Annotated in this window: 21 protein-coding genes; 18 read left to right on the top strand and 3 right to left on the bottom strand. The window is 27.5% G+C overall.

Features of this window, described 5'->3' with window-relative positions; all coding sequences use genetic code 4:
* Window positions 1-8 precede the first annotated feature (8 nt).
* The gene (locus tag STIUS_RS02215) at window positions 9-794 is read left to right on the top strand and encodes a hypothetical protein (RefSeq protein WP_162649753.1); all 786 of its coding nucleotides are present in this window, start codon (window positions 9-11) and stop codon (window positions 792-794) included.
* Between the two features lie 122 nt (window positions 795-916).
* Here STIUS_RS02215 and STIUS_RS02210 read toward each other — a convergent pair whose 3' ends face one another.
* Window positions 917-1,855, bottom strand: coding sequence for a hypothetical protein (locus STIUS_RS02210; protein ID WP_162649752.1), 939 nt, complete (start codon window positions 1,853-1,855; stop codon window positions 917-919).
* A 24-nt stretch (window positions 1,856-1,879) separates the two neighbouring features.
* Window positions 1,880-2,503, bottom strand: a complete 624-nt coding sequence (locus tag STIUS_RS02205; protein ID WP_162649751.1) for a LemA family protein — start codon at window positions 2,501-2,503, stop codon at window positions 1,880-1,882.
* A 261-nt stretch (window positions 2,504-2,764) separates the two neighbouring features.
* Here STIUS_RS02205 and STIUS_RS02200 point away from each other — a divergent pair, with 261 nt between their 5' ends.
* The 6 genes from STIUS_RS02200 to STIUS_RS02175 are packed head-to-tail and all read left to right on the top strand — an operon-like array spanning window position 2,765 to window position 10,081.
* Window positions 2,765-4,129, top strand: coding sequence for a glycine--tRNA ligase (locus STIUS_RS02200; RefSeq protein ID WP_162649750.1), 1,365 nt, complete (start codon window positions 2,765-2,767; stop codon window positions 4,127-4,129).
* Window positions 4,130-4,137: 8 nt separating this feature from the next.
* Window positions 4,138-6,114, top strand: a complete 1,977-nt coding sequence (gene dnaG, locus STIUS_RS02195; protein ID WP_162649749.1) for a DNA primase — start codon at window positions 4,138-4,140, stop codon at window positions 6,112-6,114.
* Window positions 6,115-6,123: 9 nt separating this feature from the next.
* A complete protein-coding gene (locus tag STIUS_RS02190; protein WP_162649748.1) occupies window positions 6,124-7,500 on the top strand; it encodes a sigma-70 family RNA polymerase sigma factor in 1,377 nt (458 codons plus the stop codon).
* 1 nt (window position 7,501) lies between these two features.
* The gene (locus STIUS_RS02185) at window positions 7,502-8,212 is read left to right on the top strand and encodes a class I SAM-dependent methyltransferase (RefSeq protein ID WP_162649747.1); all 711 of its coding nucleotides are present in this window, start codon (window positions 7,502-7,504) and stop codon (window positions 8,210-8,212) included.
* Complete coding sequence (locus STIUS_RS02180; RefSeq protein ID WP_162649746.1) at window positions 8,190-8,990, top strand: Nif3-like dinuclear metal center hexameric protein; 801 nt, start codon at window positions 8,190-8,192, stop codon at window positions 8,988-8,990. The genes STIUS_RS02185 and STIUS_RS02180 overlap by 23 nt, the downstream gene beginning before the upstream one ends.
* A 2-nt stretch (window positions 8,991-8,992) precedes the next feature.
* The gene (locus STIUS_RS02175; protein WP_162649745.1) at window positions 8,993-10,081 is read left to right on the top strand and encodes a nicotinate-nucleotide adenylyltransferase; all 1,089 of its coding nucleotides are present in this window, start codon (window positions 8,993-8,995) and stop codon (window positions 10,079-10,081) included.
* Here STIUS_RS02175 and STIUS_RS02170 read toward each other — a convergent pair.
* A complete protein-coding gene (locus STIUS_RS02170) occupies window positions 10,078-10,494 on the bottom strand; it encodes a hypothetical protein (protein ID WP_162649744.1) in 417 nt (138 codons plus the stop codon). The genes STIUS_RS02175 and STIUS_RS02170 overlap by 4 nt on opposite strands.
* A gap of 49 nt (window positions 10,495-10,543) precedes the next feature.
* Between STIUS_RS02170 and STIUS_RS02165 the strand changes: the two genes are divergently transcribed.
* From STIUS_RS02165 to STIUS_RS02115, 11 genes are all read left to right on the top strand, one after another.
* Window positions 10,544-11,110 carry a DJ-1/PfpI family protein gene (locus STIUS_RS02165; protein WP_162649743.1) on the top strand — a complete coding sequence of 189 codons (567 nt, stop codon included), beginning with the start codon at window positions 10,544-10,546 and terminating at the stop codon, window positions 11,108-11,110.
* 39 nt (window positions 11,111-11,149) lie between these two features.
* On the top strand, window positions 11,150-11,359 hold the full coding sequence (locus STIUS_RS02160) for a hypothetical protein (RefSeq protein WP_162649742.1): 210 nt from the start codon (window positions 11,150-11,152) through the stop codon (window positions 11,357-11,359).
* 71 nt (window positions 11,360-11,430) lie between these two features.
* Entirely contained in the window at window positions 11,431-12,567 is a 1,137-nt protein-coding gene (gene nusA, locus STIUS_RS02155; protein WP_162649741.1) for a transcription termination factor NusA, read from the top strand.
* Window positions 12,557-12,829 carry an RNase P modulator RnpM gene (gene rnpM / locus STIUS_RS02150; RefSeq protein WP_162649740.1) on the top strand — a complete coding sequence of 91 codons (273 nt, stop codon included), beginning with the start codon at window positions 12,557-12,559 and terminating at the stop codon, window positions 12,827-12,829. The genes nusA and rnpM overlap by 11 nt, the downstream gene beginning before the upstream one ends.
* Window positions 12,829-13,131 (top strand): 50S ribosomal protein L7, encoded by a 303-nt coding sequence (locus tag STIUS_RS02145; protein ID WP_162649739.1) that lies wholly within the window; start codon window positions 12,829-12,831, stop codon window positions 13,129-13,131. Before rnpM ends, STIUS_RS02145 begins: the two co-directional genes overlap by 1 nt.
* Window positions 13,132-13,151: 20 nt before the next feature.
* On the top strand, window positions 13,152-15,035 hold the full coding sequence (infB, locus tag STIUS_RS02140; protein ID WP_162649738.1) for a translation initiation factor IF-2: 1,884 nt from the start codon (window positions 13,152-13,154) through the stop codon (window positions 15,033-15,035).
* Window positions 15,035-15,382 carry a 30S ribosome-binding factor RbfA gene (rbfA, locus tag STIUS_RS02135; protein WP_162649737.1) on the top strand — a complete coding sequence of 116 codons (348 nt, stop codon included), beginning with the start codon at window positions 15,035-15,037 and terminating at the stop codon, window positions 15,380-15,382. Before infB ends, rbfA begins: the two co-directional genes overlap by 1 nt.
* A gap of 4 nt (window positions 15,383-15,386) precedes the next feature.
* The gene (locus tag STIUS_RS02130) at window positions 15,387-16,100 is read left to right on the top strand and encodes a 16S rRNA (uracil(1498)-N(3))-methyltransferase (RefSeq protein WP_162649736.1); all 714 of its coding nucleotides are present in this window, start codon (window positions 15,387-15,389) and stop codon (window positions 16,098-16,100) included.
* A 65-nt stretch (window positions 16,101-16,165) separates the two neighbouring features.
* Window positions 16,166-19,906: a protein translocase SecDF, variant type gene (locus STIUS_RS02125; RefSeq protein WP_162649735.1), complete on the top strand. Its 3,741-nt coding sequence runs from the start codon at window positions 16,166-16,168 to the stop codon at window positions 19,904-19,906.
* Between the two features lie 7 nt (window positions 19,907-19,913).
* Window positions 19,914-20,426: an adenine phosphoribosyltransferase gene (locus STIUS_RS02120; protein ID WP_162649734.1), complete on the top strand. Its 513-nt coding sequence runs from the start codon at window positions 19,914-19,916 to the stop codon at window positions 20,424-20,426.
* Between the two features lie 43 nt (window positions 20,427-20,469).
* On the top strand, window positions 20,470-22,902 hold the full coding sequence (locus STIUS_RS02115; RefSeq protein ID WP_162649733.1) for a bifunctional (p)ppGpp synthetase/guanosine-3',5'-bis(diphosphate) 3'-pyrophosphohydrolase: 2,433 nt from the start codon (window positions 20,470-20,472) through the stop codon (window positions 22,900-22,902).
* Window positions 22,903-23,139 lie beyond the last annotated feature (237 nt).

Below are 23,139 nucleotides of genomic sequence, written 5' to 3'. Positions count from 1 at the left end.
GAAATAAAATGAATACTGGTGAATTAGAGTTCGTCGAACTTATAGGAATTATATTATCAGTTGTTGGAGCCTTTGCAGGTCTTGTGTCATTAATTTTTGGTTACACTATTTTTGTAAGCACCCAAAAAAATTATTATGAAAAATTCTTAAAATTTTTGAGAATTAAAGAAATTAAAATAAAAAGAATAGCAAACAAGTCAGGTATTTCTAATCCAGAGTTTGTAAGTTACCTAATGAAGGATTTACAATTTTTTGGAGAAGATTTTTTTGTTGACTTTTCAAGTGATGGCTATTTAAAATATCATCAATTTAGAACTATAAAATTGATTTACAGACATTTAAAGAAAAGGTTAATAATTTCTCAAAAAGTATTTTTGAAGGGAGTCAAGAATGGTGAAGAAAATATAATTATTAGAACTCAGATATTTGGTAAATTTAACAACTTAAATAAAAAATATTTTAACTCAAAATTAATTAATGAAAAATTATCAGAAGAGAATTTAAATGTATATGTAACTGTTAACTTTAAATATGATTTATTGAAAAAGAAATTAATTAATTTAAGTGAAGATAAACCTTCTAGTTTATTTGAAATGGGTGATGACTCAGACTTTAAAAAAAGCATTTACTTTATTTTTTCAAGTAGAAATCAAATTGAGGAAGATTTGGATAAACAAGATGAATGAGAGAAGCAATATTTTTTTATTGGAGCGTCGTATAGAAATAAAAACCAAAATTCAGAAAAATCACTTGAAAATCGAGAAAATATTTTAGAAAAAGAACATAAAGAATAATTTTAATTTATAGCTGTTTATACCTATGATGGTATTATGAACTTATTAATTATAGAAAATAATGATAACAGTAAGTATTAAATAAAAAATGAAAAAGAACCTTATATTAGGTTTTTTTCATACTATTTATGAATCAATAATGCCTTCATAATATTTAAATTATGAATAGGGATTTCTACCACTTCACTAATATGTCTAACAATATCTTCTCTCATTTTCTCATCATTTGCCGACATATTATTACCTAATGGTTTCGAAGCTAAATTGTTATTGTATTTACGTTTATAAGATTTAGTAATTTCTCATTGTCTATAAAATTTAGTTGATTTACTTTCAATGCTGAATTTAATGTCATCCATTATTTTTGAATTGTTTAATAATGATTCTATTCTTACTGGTGTAAAGAATTTGAATCCATCACTTTTATCACCAACAACTTCATAAGTTTTATTGAATGCGATGGATTCAGAAATGAAATTATTTATATCTTTACCTTTAGTTTTTCCTAGTTTTAATTTAATTTCCTTTTCAATAGGTAGTTCTTTATAATTAAGAGTAACTGAAAGCGTATTAACAAAATAGTAAATTGGAGTTTCTCCTTTGCTACTAGTTTTAATATATCTAACTATCTCTTCAATATCTGCATCACAATAATAAGTTAAATTTTCGTTTAGTTCAAATCAAAATACACCACCACCAAATTTTTTTAATTCATATTGTTGTAGTTTTATATCAGGGTAGTGGAGTTCAATATATTTTTCTATAAATTTTCCGACATTTTGTAAAACAATTTGTGTGTTGTGTTTTGTGGTTCTTTTGAATTTTTTAAATGATCCTATAGAGACAAAAAATAAGATTACTGAAAATATAACACTAAAAACAAATCTCGGCATATACATTTCAAAATCAAATGATGCATTAATTGCAAGAATTACAGTAATTACACAACCAATTGAAGTAAAAATAAAAAATAAATAATGCCTTTTATTTTTCTTAGATTCATCTTCTAAGTTTGTCTTAATGAAATCGTCTATATATTGATTGAATTGTTCGTTTGCCATAAAGACCTCTTAACTTATATATTATTAAATTCCTAAACCAAGGTCAATTTTAATGTCTTGTTTTTGTGCTTTGGTTGCCACAAATAGAACTTTAGTTTGTAGTTGCATCTTTTCAGCTACAACATTATTTGGTCACACAATTATTTGTTGATTGTAAGCTGTTACGTTTGAATTATAAATTCTTCTTGATGCTGCAATATTATCTTCAACATCTCTGATAGCTTCTTGTAACTTAAGAATATTTGAGTTTGATTTTAAATCTGGATAGTTTTCCATCGCAACATTTACTTTTCTTTGAATAGAATCAAATTCAGAATTTATTTCTGACTTTTCTGTAACTGAAGCACCAGATGATGCTTTAGATCTTAATTCTGTAATTTTACCTAATAAGTCACTTTCAAATTTAATTGCTGATTTAACTGAATCAATAAGTTTTGTAAGTGTATCAGCTCTACGAGCTAATTGAATATCGATTCCTGATTCTGATTCATCGACTTTCATTCCCATTTTTCTAATTTTATTCTTTCTACCAACGTGCAAAAAGATTAGTCAAATACCCAATGTAAATATGGGGCAAATAACTCAGTATGCAAATTTTCCACCACCTGTAGCTCCAACAGGTTGAGGTTGTGTATATGATTTGTCCATTTTGATATCTCCTTATATAATAAATTATACATAACAATTTATTAAAAAAATGATATGCATAATTTAAGTAAATAAGACTTAGATAATAAAAATGAAATTAAAAGATTTAAGAGTAACTTTAAATTGATTTTCAGAAATTCAATTTTGGTACACCTATATTGGCGTTATACTATTCCCAATATTAGCACACTTATAGTATGTTGACTTTTATATAATATATTAATAATATAACAATGATCGAAATTCAGGAGATCTTTTTTTATGGCCAAAATCGACATGGACAAATTAATAAATCATTTAAAGTCTGCTGGGTTTATTTTTCAAGGTTCAGAAATATATGGTGGCTTAGCAAACTCTTGAGACTATGGTCCCTTAGGTGTTGAATTGAAAAATAATTTAAAAGCAATGTGATGAAATCATTTTGTACGTTCAAAAAAAATGAATGTAGGGTTAGATTCATCAATAATTTTAAATAGCAATGTTTGAAAAGCTTCTGGTCACTTAGGTAACTTTTCTGATCCACTAATCGATTGTAAAGAATGTAAATCTAGATTTAGGGCTGATAAAATTGTTGAGGAACAGTTAAAAATTTCAGTTGATGGTTTAAAATCAACAGAACTTGAAAAATTAATTATTGAAAAAGATATTAAGTGTCCAAAATGTGGGAAAGTAAATTTTACAAGTATTAGACAATTTATGCTGATGTTTGAAACTAATGTTGGAGTTGTGAAAAATGAAAATTCAACTGTCTATTTAAGACCAGAAACAGCACAAGGAGTTTTTATTAATTATAAAAATGTACAAAGATCAATGAGAAAAAAGTTACCATTTGGAATTGGACAAATAGGTAAAAGTTTCAGAAATGAAATAACACCAGGTAACTTTATTTTTAGAACGCGTGAATTTGAACAAATGGAAATGGAATTTTTCTTTGATCCAAAAGATAAATTTGATTGATTTGAATACTGATTAAATGAAGTTAAAATTTTTTTGTCAACTAAATTGGGTATCAGTGAAGGTGAATTCATTTTAAGAGAACATGAAAAGGATGAATTGTCTCACTACTCAAACAGAACTGTTGATATTGAATATATGTTTCCTTTTGGAAAGGGTGAATTATGAGGTATTGCTCATAGATCTGACTTTGATTTAAATGCTCACCAAGCAGTAAGTAAACAAGACTTAAGTTATTTTAGACCAGAAGATAATACAAAGGTAGTACCTTATGTTATTGAACCTAGTGTAGGGGTTGAAAGATTAATATTGGCTTTACTGTGTAGTTCATTTAAAGAAAGAGTGAGTGAAACTGATGATAGAACATTAATGCAATTGCCTTTTGAACTTTCCCCTTATAAGATTGCTATTTTGCCTTTACAAAAACAACAAGCTGAATTAGCAGAAAAAATTCAAGATCAACTATCGGGTTTTGTTTCAACAACATATGATGTTGCTGGTCAAATTGGTAAAAGGTATAGAAGACAAGACAGTACTGGAACACCATTTTGTGTGACTGTTGACTTTGATAGTGAGAATGACAATTCAGTAACAATAAGAAATAGGGATACAATGAAACAAGAAAGAATCAAAATTGATGAAATCTTAAGTTACATTCAAAAGAATAAATAGGAGAGTAAATGTCAATGAATAAATCTAGTAGTGAAATAAATGAACAAATTAAAGATGCCATTGACATTTCTGATGTAATCGGAAGCTACATTACAGTACACAAAGCTGGAAAAGACTATAAAGCTGTATGCCCATTTCATGATGATTCAAATCCATCTCTTTCAATTTCTACTTCAAAAAAGATTTTTAATTGCTTTCCTTGTGGAACTAAAGGAGACTCAATAACTTTTGTTATGTTGTATGAAAAATTAAGTTATCCACAAGCTGTTCAAAGAATGATTGAAAAATTCAATATTTCTGTTGAAGGCTTTAAAATAACTGAAGAAAGTAAAAGTTCTAAAAAGGCAAAAGTTCTATACAAAATTAACAAAATAGCCGCTGATAATTATTTTGTTAATTTATTTAGTGATAACGGAAAAGCAGCTCAAAAATATTTAAAAACTAGGGGAATTGAAACTGACCTTATTAATAAATTTGAAATAGGATATGTTTCTGAAAATGACAATAACTTGATTGAAGTATTACGTAAAAACTTTTCGCTAGATGAAATTAGAGAGTCAAACTTATTTATAGAATCGGGATCAAAATTTATTCCGTTCTTTAGAGAAAGAATAGTTTTTCCAATAAAAGATGTTGAAGGCAATGTTCTAGGTTTTTCCGGAAGAATATTTGATAAAGGAAAAGATAAAGAAAAAATTAAATATCTAAATTCAAAAGATAATCAAATCTTTAAAAAATCAGAAATTACCTATAACCTTAATAATTCTAAGAATGTCATTAGCAAAAAAGATGAAGCAATAATTGTTGAAGGTTATATGGATGTTATTGCATTAGATAGGGTTGGTATTCAAAATACAGTAGCAATTATGGGTGTAGCTTTTACCAGTGGACATGTTGAATTAATTTCTAAGTTTACTAAAAATATTACTTTTATGCTTGATTCTGATAATGCAGGAATGAATGCAATGCTATCAATAATATCTGATTTAGAAAGTAAAAGTAAAAATTATGGTGGATTAAAATTAAGGTTTGTTCACATAAATGATTCAAAAGATCCTGATGATTTTGTAACTAAATTTGGAAAGGATGAAACAATAAAATTAATTGAAAATAAGAAAACTTCATCAATGTTTACGATGGATTACTTTGAATCAATTAATGATTTAAATACAGCCGATGGTAAAGTTGCTTTTAAAAATGCAATGTTTGTATCTGTCTCTAAAGTAAATAATTTAACTGACAGAAAACTATTGTTGCAAGAAATTGCATTTAAGATTTCAATTGATATTGAAACACTGGTTCAGGATTTTGAGAACCAATATAGTAGAACTGCACCAAAACATTTGGAAAAGTCAGAATTTTCTGAAGCGTTTAATCCTCCAGAACTATTTGAACCACAAAAATATTCTGGTTTTGAAATACAAGAGGTCTTTCAAAACCCAATGGACTATGTTTCAAAAACAAGTGTAACAATTCAAGACTTATTAAAAAATCTGGATTGAACAGCAGCATATTTAAAATCACAAGAATTGCTAATAGCGGCAATGATTAGAAATCCTGCATTAGGATATGAAAAAATTAAAAAAGCACAAGTATTGTTTTTTACAAAGCATCATACAGATATTATTAAAACAATATTAAAAATTTATAAAAATTCAAATTACAATGATGATGATTTGGATTTAATAATCTCAAAAGTAAAAGAATATAAAAAAGAATACTTGATTCCAATAATTGAAGGTATTTATAGTGGAATTGATATTTTTTTCAAAAAAGAAAAGATAGTTAAAAAATTAAAAATTAGTTCAAAAGTCATAGATGATTCTATAAGTACTTTAGAATTGCGACGAATTAATAAAGATATATTCACGTATCAAGATACGTTGGTAAATGCCAAATCAAAGCAAGAGGCTACAACATTATTAGAGAACGTTAATTTGTTACTTAAAAAACGTGAGAAACACATTAAAAAAATGAAAGGTTAGGACAAAAATATGGCAGTAAAAGCACCCATAAAAAAAGTAGTTTATGAAAACTGAGAAGATTTCAAAAAGAAAACTTTAAAAAAAGCAGTTAAACAAAATAACTCAATAGAGCAGCAAGAATTACAGGAGGTTATCGCAAAACAATTTGCATCAGTTGATGATGCAGACGTAGATAATTTCTTTGGAGAATTAAATGAAAAAGGTATTGAGTTTAGTGATTTAGAAATAGATGAAGATGATTTTGGTATTGACCAATTGCAAGATCAAATAAAAAAGAACAGAGATGATATTGATGAGGCTAGAATTAAAAAGAAAAATGCTAGTTCAACAACTTTTAGAGTTGGTGAAATTTCAAACGAAACAAAAATTCAAGATGTTATAAAGTCTTACTTCAACCAAATTGGTAATGCAAAAATATTAACTAAAGATCAAGAAGTTGAATATGCAATTATGCTTGAATCTGATGATCCTGATGAAGTTAAAGAGGGAAGGGACAATTTAATTGGTTACAATCTTAAATTGGTTATTTCTATTGCTAGAAAACACTTAAACAGAGGATTAGAATTTACGGATTTAATTGAAGAAGGTAATATTGGACTAATTAAAGCTGTAGATAAATTTGATTATAAAAAAGGTTTTAAATTTTCAACATATGCTACATGATGAATTAGACAAGCTATTACAAGAGCAATTGCTGATCAAGCTAGAACTATTAGAATACCAGTTCATATGGTAGAAACAATTAATAAAATAACAAGAATTGAAAGACAACTAACTCAAGATTTGGGTAGAGAACCTACAGCTGAAGAGATTGCTGAAAAATATGGTAAAGATATAACACCTCAAAAAATTATAGAAATCAAAAAACTTGGTATAGAACCAGTTTCTTTAGAAAAACCATTCGGGGATGAAGATGATACACACTTTGGTGACTTTGTTGAAGATAAAGACATTATTTCTCCAGGGGAATATACTGAAAAAGAAGCTTTAAGAGAAGTGATTGATGAAGTGTTTGCTGAAATATTACAACCTCGTGAGGAGAAAGTTATTAGAATGCGTTTTGGAATCTTGCCAACTAAATTAAGTACAATTGTTTATCTTGCAAAAGAATGTGAAGATGAAACTTATGATAAGTTAATGCAAGCAATTTCTGATTTAGATATTCATTTGAATACTCCAATTGAAAAGGTTCAATTATACAAACATAAAGTAATTCAATTCCACTTATCTAAATACGATAACCCAAAAACATTAGAAGATGTTGGTAGAGAATTAAAAGTAACTCGTGAACGTATTAGACAAATAGAGGCTAAAACAATTAGAAAATTTAAACCAAACTCATCATTTCCAAAAACTAAAGTCCTAAAAGACTTCTTTAAAGGATAAAATGTTAATAACTCCAAGATTACTTGCAATTTGCAAAATGATAAAGGATGAAGAGTCTGTGGCAGATATCGGTACAGATCATGCATATGTTCCGATTTATTTAAAAAAAGATATAAATAATAATATTAAAAATTTGTATGCATCAGATATTTCAAAAGGGCCTTTAGATGCTGCAAAAACAAATGTTAAAGCATTCGGTTTTGAAAAAGAAATACAATTAATTTTAGGTGATGGTATTAAGTGAATTAATGATTATAAAGCAAAAATTAATACATGTATCATAGCTGGACTTGGATCAAATACAATTTTGAACATATTAGAAGATGATTCAGATAATATTGATTGTTACATTATTTCATGTAATACAGCTGTTGCTCCAATTAGAAAATGAGCAAAATCTAAAAGATATAAAATTGAAGAAGAAGTGTTAATCAGTGATAATGACATAATTTATGAAATTATTAAAATAAATAAAAATGGTGGAGTGAAAATTAAAAATAAAGCAGATATTATTTTTGGTCCTATTTTAAGAAAACAAAAACCAAGTAAAATATATTTTGAAAAATGACTTTTGGAAGAGCAACGTCAAAATGATTTACTAGTTAAAATACCTAATACTGAAAAAAAGTATAAAGAAATATTGAGGTATAGAAATATTTTAAAAAAAGAAGTAAATAAGGTTTTGTTCAATGAATTCAAAAAAAATAAATAATCATGAATTAATTAAGAAATTGGAAAGTATATTTCCAATTTCTTTAGCATCTGATTGAGATAAACCTGGTAAACAAATTCAAGAATTAGATAATGAAATTATTCTAACTGACTCAGTGGTTGTGTGTTTAGATGTAACAGCCAAAGTGGTACAATTTGCAATAAATCACAATTCAAATTTAATAGTGAGCAGACATCCATTTATGTTTAATGAATGAGAAATTGAGATGTCAAATGTAACTAAGAAGTCATTATATGAGAAAATGATAGAGCACAAAATTCAAGTATATTCAATTCACACTAATTATGATGCATCTGAAAATAGATTCTTTATTAGGGAAGGTTTAGCACAAATATTTGAAAATTTTAAGGTAAAAACTTCAAAATTTAATAGCGAAACATTAGAAATAAAGTTGGACTCAGAACTCAAAAAAGGTGAAATAATTAGATTACTTAAGAGCTTATTTAAAACCTCAAACCCTCAATTTAGTTCTAACACTGACTTAAATGAAAAAATAAATTCTTTTTACTTTTGTTCTGGTTCAGGAGCTGATGTGCTAATTGAATCTAATCTAAAAGATATCATGTTTGTGACAGGCGAAATTAAATGAAATCAATGAATTTATATAAATGAAAATAATATCAGTGCAGTTGCCCTGGGGCATTATATGGAAAATACATTTGTAAAATATATTGCCAATTTAATCAAGGAAAATTTTGTAAACATAAATGCATACAAGTTTAATATTAATAATATGTATGAACAATTAAAAGGATAATAATGAATAAAAAAGTTGCAATATTTGGTGGTAGTTTTGATCCGTTTCATAGTGATCATTTGGGAATAATTAACGAATGTATTAATTCGTTAAACTTTGATTCTGTTTGAGTTGTGCCTACACATCTTTCTCCTTTCAAAACAAAAGTACATTGTACTGATGAGCAAAGAATTGCAATGATTAAAATAGGTATTAATAATTTATCAAATGTTGAAATTAATACTTATGAAATTGATGGAGGTGAAATAGGTACTTTTAAAACTGTATCTTATTTTAAAAATGAATATCCAGATATTGATTTCAAATTTATTATGGGTTCAGATCAGATACAAAACTTTAATAAGTGGTCTAATTCTGACAAATTAAGGGAAATAATTGATTTCATTGTTTTTGAGCGTGAAAATACAACTGATAAGAAAACTATTGATATTAATAATTGAGAATTACATCAGTTTAAAAATAGTAACTTGAGTTCAACAAAAATAAGATCGCTAGTTCAAATTGAAGATCAAATCCCTGAATTAAATAAATATGCAATAGAAAATTTATTATTTTTAGAAGATAGATTGATTTTGTCTAAAAAAAGATTTGATCATTCAATAAATGTTGGTTTAATGGCTAAAAAGCTTGCTGAAAAATTTGATGTTGAAAATATTAATAAGGCTTGAATTTCTGGTACGTTACATGATGTTGCAAAAGAAATGGATTATTTTGAAATGGAAATGTTAATTAATCAGACAAATAAAAAACTATTAGAAGAACCCAAGCCTGTTTGGCATGGTTTTGCTGGAGCCAAGTTATTAGAAACAAAATGAATGATTAAAGACAAAGATATACTTAATGCTGTATTTAATCATACAGTTGGTTCAGAACATATGACCAAATTGGATAAAATTGTTTTTTGCGCAGATAAAATTTCTATTGAAAGAAATTATGATGGTGTAGAAGAAATTAGAAAACTTATTTTTTCAAATCTAGATGAAGGTTTTAAAGAAATATTAAAAAGGCAATATGAATTTGCAATTAAAAAAAATGGTATTAATAATGTGGGAGTTATGTTAAAAAAAACATACAAAAAATATATTGATTAAATGTATTTGTAATTACCAATTGTTAAATAATCATTTGTCCCTAAATTTAAAAACTTAATCATCTTTTTGGCAAACACATAAATGTATCATCCATTTTTATAATATGAAGTTGCTTTTTGTACGGGCATAGATGAATATGTTGCAATCACTTTGTTATTTTTATCACAAACAACAACATCAACAGCGTCAGTAAATAGAAATGTATTAAACGCTTTTGCATTAGTTATTCTAAAACCAATTTGCTCTTCAAACTTTTCATTTCTTGTAATGTTACTAAACTTTTGATCAAAAAATTTTAAACAAATGATATGAACGTCAACAATGTTTTCATTATGTATTAAATAACCAGTCTCTAAAACATCGTCTCTAGATATATTTAACGAATCTAATAATTTATTTTGTTTATTGTTCATGATAGTACCTTCAAGTTATAATTATTATAGTAAAAAGGAAGTATAAAAAATGAAAAGATTAGCAATATTTTTATATGACAGTTTCGAAGATACTGAAGCTGTTGGAACAATTGATGTTATTAGAAGAGGAGCAAAAATGTTTCCAAATCATATTTTGGGAATTGATGTTATTTCAATTCAAAACAAAGATGTAGTTACTGGTTCATGAAATAATAAGTTGGTAGTTGATAAACACTTATCTGATATCAACTTTGAGGACTATGATGGACTTATATTGCCAGGTGGTCCGGCAGTAGTTGAATTATTAAAATCAAACCCTTTGGAACATGAATTCAAAAAAGCATACGATAATAATAAACTTATTGCAGCAATCTGTGCTGCTCCTCAACTCTTAGGAAAGTGAGGAATGTTAGATAATATAAAAGTTGTTAACTATCCTGGTACAGATAAATTTTTAAATGAATCAATCTTACAAAATAAAAGTGGATCAATAAGGGACGGTAATATTATTACAGGTAGTTCAATTGGTGGTACTATTGATTTTGCATTGAATATTGTTGAGTATTTTGTTGGCGAATCTAAAATTAATGAATTAAAAAAAATATTATTTATATAATTATATGTATATAATACAAATGTATATGGAGATATAAAAATGAGTCAAGATCAATTCTTAGATAAGTGAGGTAGTGATTTCAACGTTGAAAACACAGAAAAATCATTTAAATTAGTTAGAAAAGAAACTGGAAAAGCTGTTATATGAGTAACAAGTAAAAACCATAACGTTGGTATGGCAGGATTGCCAAACATTGAAATCGTAGCCGATTTCATTGATCTATGTAGAGAAGTTATCAAGCCTTGATAATAACTGCAAAGATTATAAATTATAAACCAAAGAAGGCGTAAGCCTTCTTTCATTTTTGGAGGAATAAAAAAATGATAGATGGAAAAGAATTATTAGATGCGCTAGATGTTCTACGCATGGAAAAGAAAATAGACAAAGAAATAATATTTGAGGGAATTAAAGAAGGTTTTCAAAGAGCTTATGAAAAACATTTTGACCCTGAAGCAATAGTTAGAGTTGATATTGATCAAAATATGGGTCAAATAAAAGTATTTAAAGAAATGAATGTAGTTAAAAAAATAGAAGATGAATGATTGGACATTTTATTAGATGAAGCTAAAGCTAAATATGGAAGCAATGTTACAATTGGTGACACTGTTTATGAACCTGTTGAGTTTAATGAAAAATTTTCAAAAACTGCATCATTACAAGTTGCACAAATTATTAAACAAAAAATTAGAGAAGCAGAAAAGGATGTTGTTTTTAAAGAATTTGAACCATTAAACCAAACAATAGTTGGAGGAGTGGTTAAAGATATTACAGATACAATGTTCTTTATTGAAGTTAACGGTGTTGTATTACCTTTATGAATTAAGAAAATAATACCTGGAGAAGTTATTAATGAAGGGGATAGAATTTCATTATTTATTGAAGAAGTAAGTAAAGAAAATAAACACTCACAAGTTCAAGGCTCAAGAGTTCATCCAAAATTCCTTGAAAAATTAATGGAATTTGAGGTTCCAGAAATTCAAGAGGGAATTGTTGAAATTAAAGCATGTTCACGTGAACCAGGTATTAGAGCTAAAGTTGCTGTATTTTCACACGACTCAAATGTCGATCCTGTAGGGGCCTGTGTTGGTAATATGGGTTCAAGAATTAAAGTTGTAACTGAAGAATTAAAGGATGAAAAAATAGATGTTATCTTATGAAAAGAAAACAAGGAAGAATTCATTATTAATGCGTTATCTCCAGTGAAAACTATAAGTATTGAAGTTAATGAAGAAGCAAATGAAGCTACTGTTATTGTACCAACTGAACAAATTTCATTGGCAATTGGTAAAAGGGGTATGGCAGCAAGATTAGTTGCTAACTTAGTAGGAATGAAAATCAACATACTATCATTTGATCAAGCAAATGAACAAAGTCTAAAAATTCACTGAAATGGTAATTTATCTGAAGATGAGTTAGTTTCTAAATCGTTTTTAAATAATAGAAGAAATGGAAGATAAAAGAATAATATTAAGGAAAGAAGTTTCAACTAATCAAATGCTACCAAAGGTAGAATTGATAAGAATTGTGAAAAATAAGGCTGGAGAAATATTTATTGATCCAACTGGTAAAGCAAATGGACGTGGGGTTTATTTAAAAGCATCATTTGATTCTTTATCTAAAGTGAAAAAAACTAGACAATTAGAAAGATCACTTAAAACAAAATTATCTGAAGAAATTTATATTTTAATTGAAAATGAAATTAAGGAAAATTGAGGTTAATGAATAGTTTAATTAACGCATTTGGTTTGGCATATTCTTCAGGTAAGTATGCAATAGGTGACAAATTACTTGAACAAATAAAATCTAAAAAAATATATTTGGTTATTGTCTTTACAGGAATTGGATCTTCAACTTTAAAAAGACTTGAAGATAAATGCAAATTTTATGAAATAAAACTTATTCAAAGTATGTTGACTATTGAACAAATCCAAAGTCAATTTGCTGGCAAAAAAGTTGCAGCAATAGGCTTTAATGATTTAAACATAACAAAATTAATTGAAAAAAATATAAACCAAAATTAGCAAAAATGGGAGAGAATGGTATGGCAAAAAATAATAATTCAAAAGCAAAAGTAAATCATAGTAAGGTTGCGTCTAAACAAAAATCAAAACAACAATCTAACACTTTGAAATCACAACTTAAAGAGAAAGTTACAACTGGTATAGTTGATGGGGTTTTTAAATTTACAGAAAATCTATCAATTGCTGATTTTTCACAAAAAATAAATAAAACACCAGCTGAAGTTGTTAAATACTTTTTTATGCAGGGTAAAATAATGAATCAAAATGCACTTTTAACTGAGGAGCAGATGGGTGAGTTATGTCTTGAATATGGTTATGACTTTAAAAAAGAAACTCAAGTTACAACTGCAAATCTTTTAGATACTTTTGAAGAAGAAATTGATCCTGCCAAGTTAAAGCCAAGACCACCAATAGTAACAATCATGGGACACGTAGATCACGGTAAAACTACTTTGCTAGATTCAATTAGAAAGGGACATGCAAATGTTGTTGAAGGTGAATTTGGAGGTATAACACAACATATTGGTGCTTATCAAGTTGAGCACAATGGACAAATAATTTCATTTATTGACACCCCAGGTCATGAGGCATTTTCAGAAATGCGTTCACGTGGAAGTAGTGTTACTGACATAGTTATTTTGGTTGTAGCAGCTGATGACGGAATTATGCCTCAAACACAAGAAGCTATTGACCATGCAAAAGCTGCAAAAGTACCAATTATTGTTTTTGTAAATAAAATGGATAAATCTGGAGCAAACCCAGAAAAAATCAAATCTGAGTTAATGGCTTATGAATTAATTGCTGAAGAATTTGGAGGAGATACTCCATTTGTGGAGGGAAGCGCCAGAACATCTATGGGGTTAGATACATTATTAGAAACAATTTTATTAATTTCTGAATTAAATGAATATAAAGCAGATCCTACTTCTTATGCCCGTGGAGTTGTTCTTGAAGCAAAATTGGATAAATCGAGAGGTCCTATAGCAACTGTTTTAGTTCAATCAGGAACTTTGCACTCTAGAGATACTATAGTTGCTGGTGGTTCTTTTGGAACAGTTAGATACTTAGAAGATGAAAATAAAAAACAAATAAAAGAAGCTCTACCTTCAAAATCTGTAGTTGTTTTTGGTTTAAATAAAGTTCCAAGAGCTGGTGATAAATTTATGGTTTTAGCAAATGATAAACTAGCAAGAGAAGTATCTGAAGCTCAAGAACTTAGAATCAACGAAGAAGCTAGAATGAAATCTCAACAGTTCAGTTTAGATTCAATTAAAAATCAAATTGAATCTGGTGAATTAAAGACATTAAATATAATTATTAAATCTGACACACAAGGAACAGTTGAAGCAATTAAAGGTTCGCTGCAAAAACTAGATTTTGAAAAAGTTAAGGTAAATATTGTTAGAGCAACAGTGGGTGCCATTTCAAATACAGATGTAACTTTGGCAGCAGCATCTGAAGCTATTATTTATGGATTTAACGTTAGACCAACTGCTCAAGTTCGTACAAAAGCTGAAGAAGATGGTGTTTCAATTAGATTGCATAACATTATTTATAAATTAATTGAGGAAATTGAAGAACTTGCAGATGGGTTATTGGAACCAGAATATGAAGAAATTACTTTAGGTGAAGCTGAAGTGAGGGCAACATTTAAACATACCGACATTGGTACAATTGCTGGATGTAGAATTACAAGTGGATCAATTCCGCGCTCTGGAAAAATTCATCTATTGCGTGATGGAATTGTAATTTTTACGGGTGAACTTTCGTCTTTAAAAAACAAAAAAGATGATATTAAAGATGCACGTGAAGGAACTGAATGTGGACTTACAATTAAAAACTTTAATGATATTAAAGAAGGTGACACAATTGAGTCATTTAAATTAGAAGTGGTAAAAAAATAATGTCAGTACAAACAGAACGCTTACAAGCTGAAATTATGAAATATCTTGGTTTAATGTTAAATAGAGAATTTCCTAATTCAAAATATATGGATAAGATTTCAATACATGAAGTTAGACTTACTACTGATAAAAGAATTGCTAAAGTTTATTATTCTATTTGACTTCAAGATGTAAACATAAAAAATGTTGAAGAAGAAATTAAAAAACATTCTAGATACTTACGCGGTTTATTAGCAAAGAAAATTAATACTAGAGTTATGCCTGAATTGTCATTTGAATATGATACAGCATTAGAGACAGCAAATAGAATAGAAGATATTATTAAAGCAAATAAGCAAGGAAAATAATTTTATGTATAGATATTTCATTAATAAAACAGATGGTGATAAATTTATAATTAATGACAATGATATTCATCATATTAAAAATGTTGTTAAATTAAATGTTGGTGAAAAAATAGAATGTGTTTTTCAAAATAATGCATTTTTATGCGAAATACTAGAGATTCACAATAATTATATAAGTGCTAAAAATGTTCATCTTATAAGTTCGGGAGAAAATTTAGTTAAGAAAACTTTGTTGATGGGAATGATTCGAGAACAAAAGTGAGACTATCTGATTCAAAAAGCAGTTGAATTAGGTGTTGATGAAATAGTTCCTGTTGTTTTTAAAAGAAATATTGTGAAGATTGAACCTAAAAAGGAATCTTCAAAATTAATTAGATGACAGTCAATTATTGATTCGGCAGCCAAACAATCAAAACGATTAACTATTCCTCAAATAAAACCTATTCTTAGAAATATAAAAGATTTTAGATTATATAGATCTGATATTAATGTTGTAGCATGAGAAGAAGAAAGGTCATTATCATTAAAACATATGATTGGTGAAAATATGTTTACATCAATTTCTTTTGTTGTTGGTCCAGAAGGTGGAATAGAGGATATTGAAATTAAAGAACTTAAAGGTTTAGGTTTTGAAGTTATACATTTGGGTAGAAATATATTACGAGCTGAAACGGCTCCATTGTATATTCTTAGTTCATTAATTTTTGAGGAGAGATAATTTCATCTTTCCTATTTTCTTTATATATAATATAAATAATAAATAATAAATATATGGAGTAAATGATGAAAAAAAACATATTTACCAAAGCATTTTTTATTTTAGTAATTCTGATTTCTCTATTGATTGGAATTATTTTTTCTTGTATTGAAATTGCAAATAATACTAAGTTAGATTCAACGTTTAATGGAAAATACGTTGCATCAGTTAAGGTTGATAAGAATAAAGAAGATGATACTCCAAAAGAGCTTTATGCAAAAGAAGCAGCAGATATTTTGGAAAAAAGATTAAATCCAATGGGTATTAATGATATTTCAATTGAAATATCTGGTTATGATTATTTAAAGGTTCACGGTTCAAAATCAAACTTTACTGATAAGAATGCTTTTAAATCAGAAATCCAGAAGACAGGAAGTATTTTTTTATTAACTGATGATACTATGGGTGGTTTAAAAGATATGTCAATATCTGGTACTCGTACTTCATCTTTTGAAAAGAAAACTTTGAATGATTACATCATAAGTGCAAAAGCAGGTACGTATTCAACAGGTGGTACAAAAAATCCAATTATAGATTTTGAAGTTAATAGTGAAAATTTTGAATTTCCAACTTCAGAAGATCCAGCAGCTGATACATCATTAAAAATTCAAATGCTATCTGATCCAGATGCATTTTTTGAGTCAATAAGATCAATGTATAAAACAATTGATGATAAAAAAAGTTCAAAAATTTACTATGACAGAGTGATATTGCCAATAAGAGACATGGTGAGAACATCTGGTCAAAATAGTGTGTTTGCAAAATCTATTGAAGACTTATTTACAGGAACTTATATAAATAAACAAAATCAAAAACTTACTAGATCACTAATAAAAAGAGACGGTACATCTTTTTTTACTTATCAAGTTTTTGATGAAGAAGTTCGTCAAACATGAGAATTTATTAATTCTACATCTAAATATGTTTATAACTCAAATGCTGCATCAGAAGAATTTACAGATTCTGATGGGACATACAAATTAGAATTAGTAGGTTGAGATAAAAATAGTATTGGTTATATTGAAGAAGTATTTAATGAATTAGTTAATAAACTTTATGTTGACTGATATACTAAATCAAAAGATTTACTTGAAGATGATTTTATTAATAAGGTCGATAACCAAATAGTATTTTCTGGAAACATATATAATGGACCTCAGTCATCAGGAGCTATGCCATCAGGTACAGGATTTATTGATGGCTCAAATATGAAATTGTTTGTTGATTCATTTGCAAAATCAAGAGTTGGAGCAACAATATTTCAGGCATCAGGTACAGGTTATATTTTCAACGTTGATAACATTGAAGATGTAAATGCTTTAATTAATAATGCATTGTTTATAGTATTGGCAGTTGCATTAATTATTCTTACTCTTTTATTCATGACATATATTTTGTTTGCTTACAGAATTTTAGGTGCCTTTATACTAATGACAGTATTGGCAGTGATGTCTGCAACTCTTGCAATAGCTACTTCATGGTTAGGCTTAACTTTTGGTATTGAAACTTTAATTGCATTATTTATAATTTTTGCAATTAATTGTCAGTTGTCAATTACACTGATTGATTCAATGAAAAAATCTGTTTACAAAATGAAACGTGATTTTAAATCTTCTCTTGTTTTAAGTATTAAGGAAAATGTAGGTGTAATAGTTGATATATTAGTTGCATTATTAATACCTAGTTTTTGCTTATTTTGATTATCTACTGCTGCATTGAAAACTTTTTCAATTTTAATTACATTTGGTGTTGTATTTTCGTTAATTGGTCAATTAGTGGTTATATTCATATTATTTAGACTAATTATTGGCACACAAATTTTCAATAATATTCCGTTCTTATTTGCTGCAAACCTTTCAGGTAACTCAAACTTAGAAATGATTTATTTATACAAAATTGATATGATAAATAAAAAAATTTATAAAGCAGAGAAAAACAATGATTCTCAAAAATTAGAATTGCTAAAAATAAAATTAAGCGCTCAACAAGAAAAATTAAACAAACTTTATATTAATCAACAAGAAAAAATATCAGAACAAGAGTCAAAATACATTGTTCACTTGAAAAAGCAAAAAGGAATTTTAGAAAATAAACTTTCAAAATTGAAAAATGATAAAAGAAAGTTAAAACTGGAATTAAAAATTATTGATATAGATAAAACCTTGGATCAAATGGGAATAGAGATTGAGGTAAATTCAAACGTTGTAGTTGAAACTTTTGACAGATATGAACTTTCAAGATTCAAATCTAGAAGTGGATTTATTGCAAAAATACTATTTGTAGGTTTGATTTCAATTTCAGCATTATCTGTTGGTTTAGGATTTGGAGTTGGAATTAATTATGATTCAACAATGGGTGGACGTGTTGAATATACAATTTATGGTCAAAATGTTCGTGACGGTATTAAAGTTGTTGAAGAAATTTCAAAAGATGCAGAAGCAAGTGAGTCATTAAAATCATTTGCAAAAGACATATCTTCTAGAGTAATTGAAAATGATGATTTAAATAATGCAGAATTATATGCTGAATTTATTTCTATTGGATTTTCTCAATATGAGAAAGACATAATTAATTTTGTGTCTTCAGAAGGGCAAAATTCAGCGTTAAAGGGATTTTCATTATCGGGTGTTACAGTTGAGACAGCTTTTGGTGATGATTTTCAATATTCAACAGGAGAATCTGAGTTAAAACCGTGAGTTTTAATTAAGGCTAAAAATATTAATTCAAGGCAATCTAATAAATTTAAAAGTGTTTTATATCAGTTAGGTGTTTATGAAAATTCAGAAAACTCATTAGAGTATGGAATGATTTCAAAACGTATATTTTCAAAAACCACAACAAATACAATTGTAAGAACAGCTATAGCATTCGGCGCTTCATTATTAATTTTGGGAATTTATATATTAATTAGATATGGTTGAACTTATTTTGTTGCATTAGCAATGGGTTCTGTATTATTAGTTGGATTAATTATAGTTTTTGTAATTGGTAGTCATCTGTTGGTAGGAACTACATTAGTAATCTCTCTATGAGCTTTATTCTTATTGTTTATTACATTCTCATTAATTTACTTTGGAAAAATAAAGGAAAAACTTTCATCAAAAGATAGCAAGTCAATGAATGAATACTTTAATACTGAAATTGATGTTTTAATGAGTTTAAGAAATTTCAGAAAAAACACAAGAAAAGACATTCAAGAACTGAAATCAAAAAGTAGAATTGAATTAAAAGAAAGAAAATTAAAATTCAAAACATCAAAATCAAAAGAAAGAAAATTAAACTTAAATAAAGATGAAGCAAAATCAAATATTGTCCTTTGAACATCTGAAGTTAAATTGGCAAATAAAGAAACAAAATTGAAATTTAAAATTGAAATTAATGAATTAAAATCTACAAGAAAGTCTGAGTTTAAGGTATTAAAAAAAGAGGGTAATGAAAAAGTTATAGTTGCTTCTAAAGAAAATAATTACATTCTTTCTGTTGTGCTTAGTGTATTTAAAGAAAATTTAAACAAATTTATTTTCATTTTGGGTATTTACGCAATAACATTTATAATATTTATGATATTTATTCCAACTATTTTCTCAATGGGTATGACTTTATTGATTGGATCAATATTGGGTTGAATAATAATTTCATTTATATGTTTACCAGTTTGGTTGACAATAGAACAAGTTAGATTAAGAAAAAATTTAACAAGAAAAAAATTTATATCTGAATTAAAAGTATCAAATGAAGAACAAATCATTGAAGGAATCAATGACTAGGAGAATTATGGATTTAAGAAAATATGTTATTGATGTTGAAGACTTTCCCAAAAAAGGGATTACATTCAAAGATATAACTCCAATTTTAAATAATGCAGAGGCATTTAAGTTTACAATTGATGAAATTGTAAAGTATGCAAAAGAAAAAGAAGCTAATGTAATTGTTGGTTCAGAGGCTAGAGGATTTATTTTTGCAGCTCCTGCTGCTTACGCGGCTGGAATGAGATTTATTCCAGCAAGAAAACCTGGTAAATTACCGAGACCTTCATTTAACCAATCTTATGAGTTAGAATATAACGAATCAAATCTATCAATCCATAGGGATGATATTAAACCATCAGACAGAGTGCTAATAGTTGATGATTTATTAGCAACAGGCGGAACTGTTAAAGCTCAAGTTGAGCTAATTAAGATGACTGGAGCAACAACTGTTGGAGCGGTATTTTTAATAGATTTAGTAGATCTACACAGTAAAGATGTTTTTAATGGTATTGATTACAAAAGTATATTAAAATATTAATAAATACTAATTTCTTATAAAGAAATATAAATAGGGGATAATAATGGCATTTTACAAAGATTTACCTGACGATAAATTAATTACTTCAAATAAAAGTGGACAAAGTAATGTTAAAAAATTACTTTCTGGAACAGACTTTCAATACAAACAAATTGAAACTCTAGCTGAATTAATGTTTGTTTGTAAACAATATATTAATGATAAAAAACAACTTCGACAAATTGAAGTTGCTTATTACTTTGCAGAAAAAAAACACTCACACCAAAAAAGAAAGAGTGGAGAACCCTTTATTTATCATCCACTTTCAACTGCTTACTTTTTAGCTCAATGAAAAATGGGGGCATCGACAATTATTTGTGGACTACTTCACGATACTATTGAAGACACTGAGACAACATTTGAAGAAATAGATGATATTTTTGGTAATGATATTGCATCAATTACTGAAGCAGTTACAAAGGTTTCATATTTTACAAAAGAAAATAGAGATGAAATTAAAGGTGAATATTTAAAGAAACTTTTCGTTTCAATGGTTCAAGATATTAGGGTTATTATCGTTAAAATCGCTGACCGTATGCATAATATATTAACTTTACAATTCCAGTCACCAGAAAAACAGAAAAAAATTGCTAATGAAACATTGGACATTTATGTTCCTCTTGCTGCTAGAATGGGAATTAAAATAGCAAAAACTATTTTAGAGGATAATTGTTTTAGAGTTGTTAATCCATTAGGTTATGAAAAAATAACTGAAAGAATGAGAGTTTATAATACAAATTTCGAAAAGTCTATTCAAGAAATTGTTAATAATATTCAAGAAAAAATTTTCTCAGATAAAACACTTAGAAATACAGTTATTTTCGGACGTACAAAAACAATTTCATCAATTTATAAAAAAGTTTATAACTTAAATAAAGAGTTCGATGAAATTAATGATATTTTAGCTGTTCGTGTTATTACAGAAAATAAATATGATTGTTATAAAATTCTTGCAATGGTACATGAGATGTATATTCCAATTATGAATCGTTTTAAGGACTATATTGCTAATCCAAAGAATAATATGTATCAGTCAATTCATACAAACGTTGTTAATAAAGACGGTAATGTTTTTGAAGTTCAAATGAGAACTTTTGAAATGAATGACTATGCTGAGTTTGGAGCTGCTGCTCACTGACGTTATAAGGCGGGTGATTCAATTAAAGAAAATGTTTCTGAAAAACAAAAAAAATCTGATGAAAAAATCGATATGTTTTCAAGACTTTTAATGTTAGAACAAACTGCTACTCAAGAAATTGGTAAGTTTGATGTTTTCTTTTCAGAAGAAGAACAAGCTGCTAATGTAATTAAGAGTAAAAAAAATAAAGGTAAAAATGAACTTGAAGACATTGTTAAATCAGACTTCTTATCAAGTTCAATATTTGTTATTACACCAAGTCAAAAAGTTTATACTTTACCATATGGATCATCTGCAATTGATTTAGCTTATAAAATAGGTCCAGAAATAGGTAACCGTTTATCAAAGGCTAAAGCAAATGGAGTTTATGTCCCAATATTTTCTCCATTACAATCAGGTGATGTTGTTGACGTTATTACTAATGAAACAGCAAGACCGTCTAAAAGATGAATTAAATTCATTAAGACAATTAATGCAAGACAAGAAATTGAAGCAGCTGTATCAGTTGACGAAGACAAGGAACGTGAAAAACAACACTTGGAAAACTTGAAAACAATTAGACAAGCAAAAAGTCAAATTGATGCCTACATTGCTAACAATAAACTTCAAGATAAAATTTGTGGTATGGAAGAACTTTTAACTAGATGTCAACAAATTGGTTATGAGTCAATTTATGACTTTATTCTTGATGTTGGTATTGGAAGTTATACAGTTGAAACAGCCATAAAAATGGTTTATCTAAAAGATTCAGATATTAGTTCGTTTTCTAACTTGAAAATTAAAAAGAATATATCTGAGCTTTCAAGAAAACAAGAAATGCTTATTGAATACAATGATATTGAAGTAGCAGGTATTAGAAGTTTAAAATATGAGTTGGCTGAATGTTGTTTACCAATTCCTCCAGAAGATATTATTGCTGTTAGAACACCTGAGAAAAAAATCTTTATTCATAAAGATGACTGTAGAAAAGTTGCTCAGCAATTTTCTAAAGAGTCTACAACACTTAAAAAATCAGATGCAAAATGAATTCTTGATGCTACATATGATAAGTTCTATTACTCTAAATTATTTATTCTTGCAGATGATAGAAAGGGTATTTTCTTGGATATTACTCAATTACTGCAAAGGGTAGATGTTCGTTCAATTAATTTAAAAGTTAGAATTGAAACTGAAACATTTGGTGGTGAAATAGTGGTTGCTGTAAATTCAGTTCATGAATTAGATGAACTAATTAACAAACTAGCGCAAATACCAAGTGTTAATTCATGTGAACGTATAATTGGAGCAGTGTCTACATAATTAATAGAACCATTGAAACATTCAAGGTTCTTTTTTTTATTGTAATGGTATACTAGCCAGCTTTTTTGTTAGTATAATACAAGTATAAGAGAGAGGTGGTAAATATGAGTATTCCTTCCGATAGTTTGCTTAGTCAGATGTTAGTAATAAATAAGATAACTGATTTATCACTTTGTTTTTTAATTGTCTAATAAATAAATAAAATGATAAATTGGTTTTCATAAATATAAGGAGAAT

This window comes from Spiroplasma sp. TIUS-1 (assembly GCF_010365785.1).
In the GTDB taxonomy this organism is placed as follows: Bacteria; Bacillota_I; Bacilli_A; order Mycoplasmatales; family Mycoplasmataceae; genus TIUS-1.
Note: the sequence above shows the minus strand (reverse complement) of the source record. Positions and strands in the feature narration are given on the sequence as shown.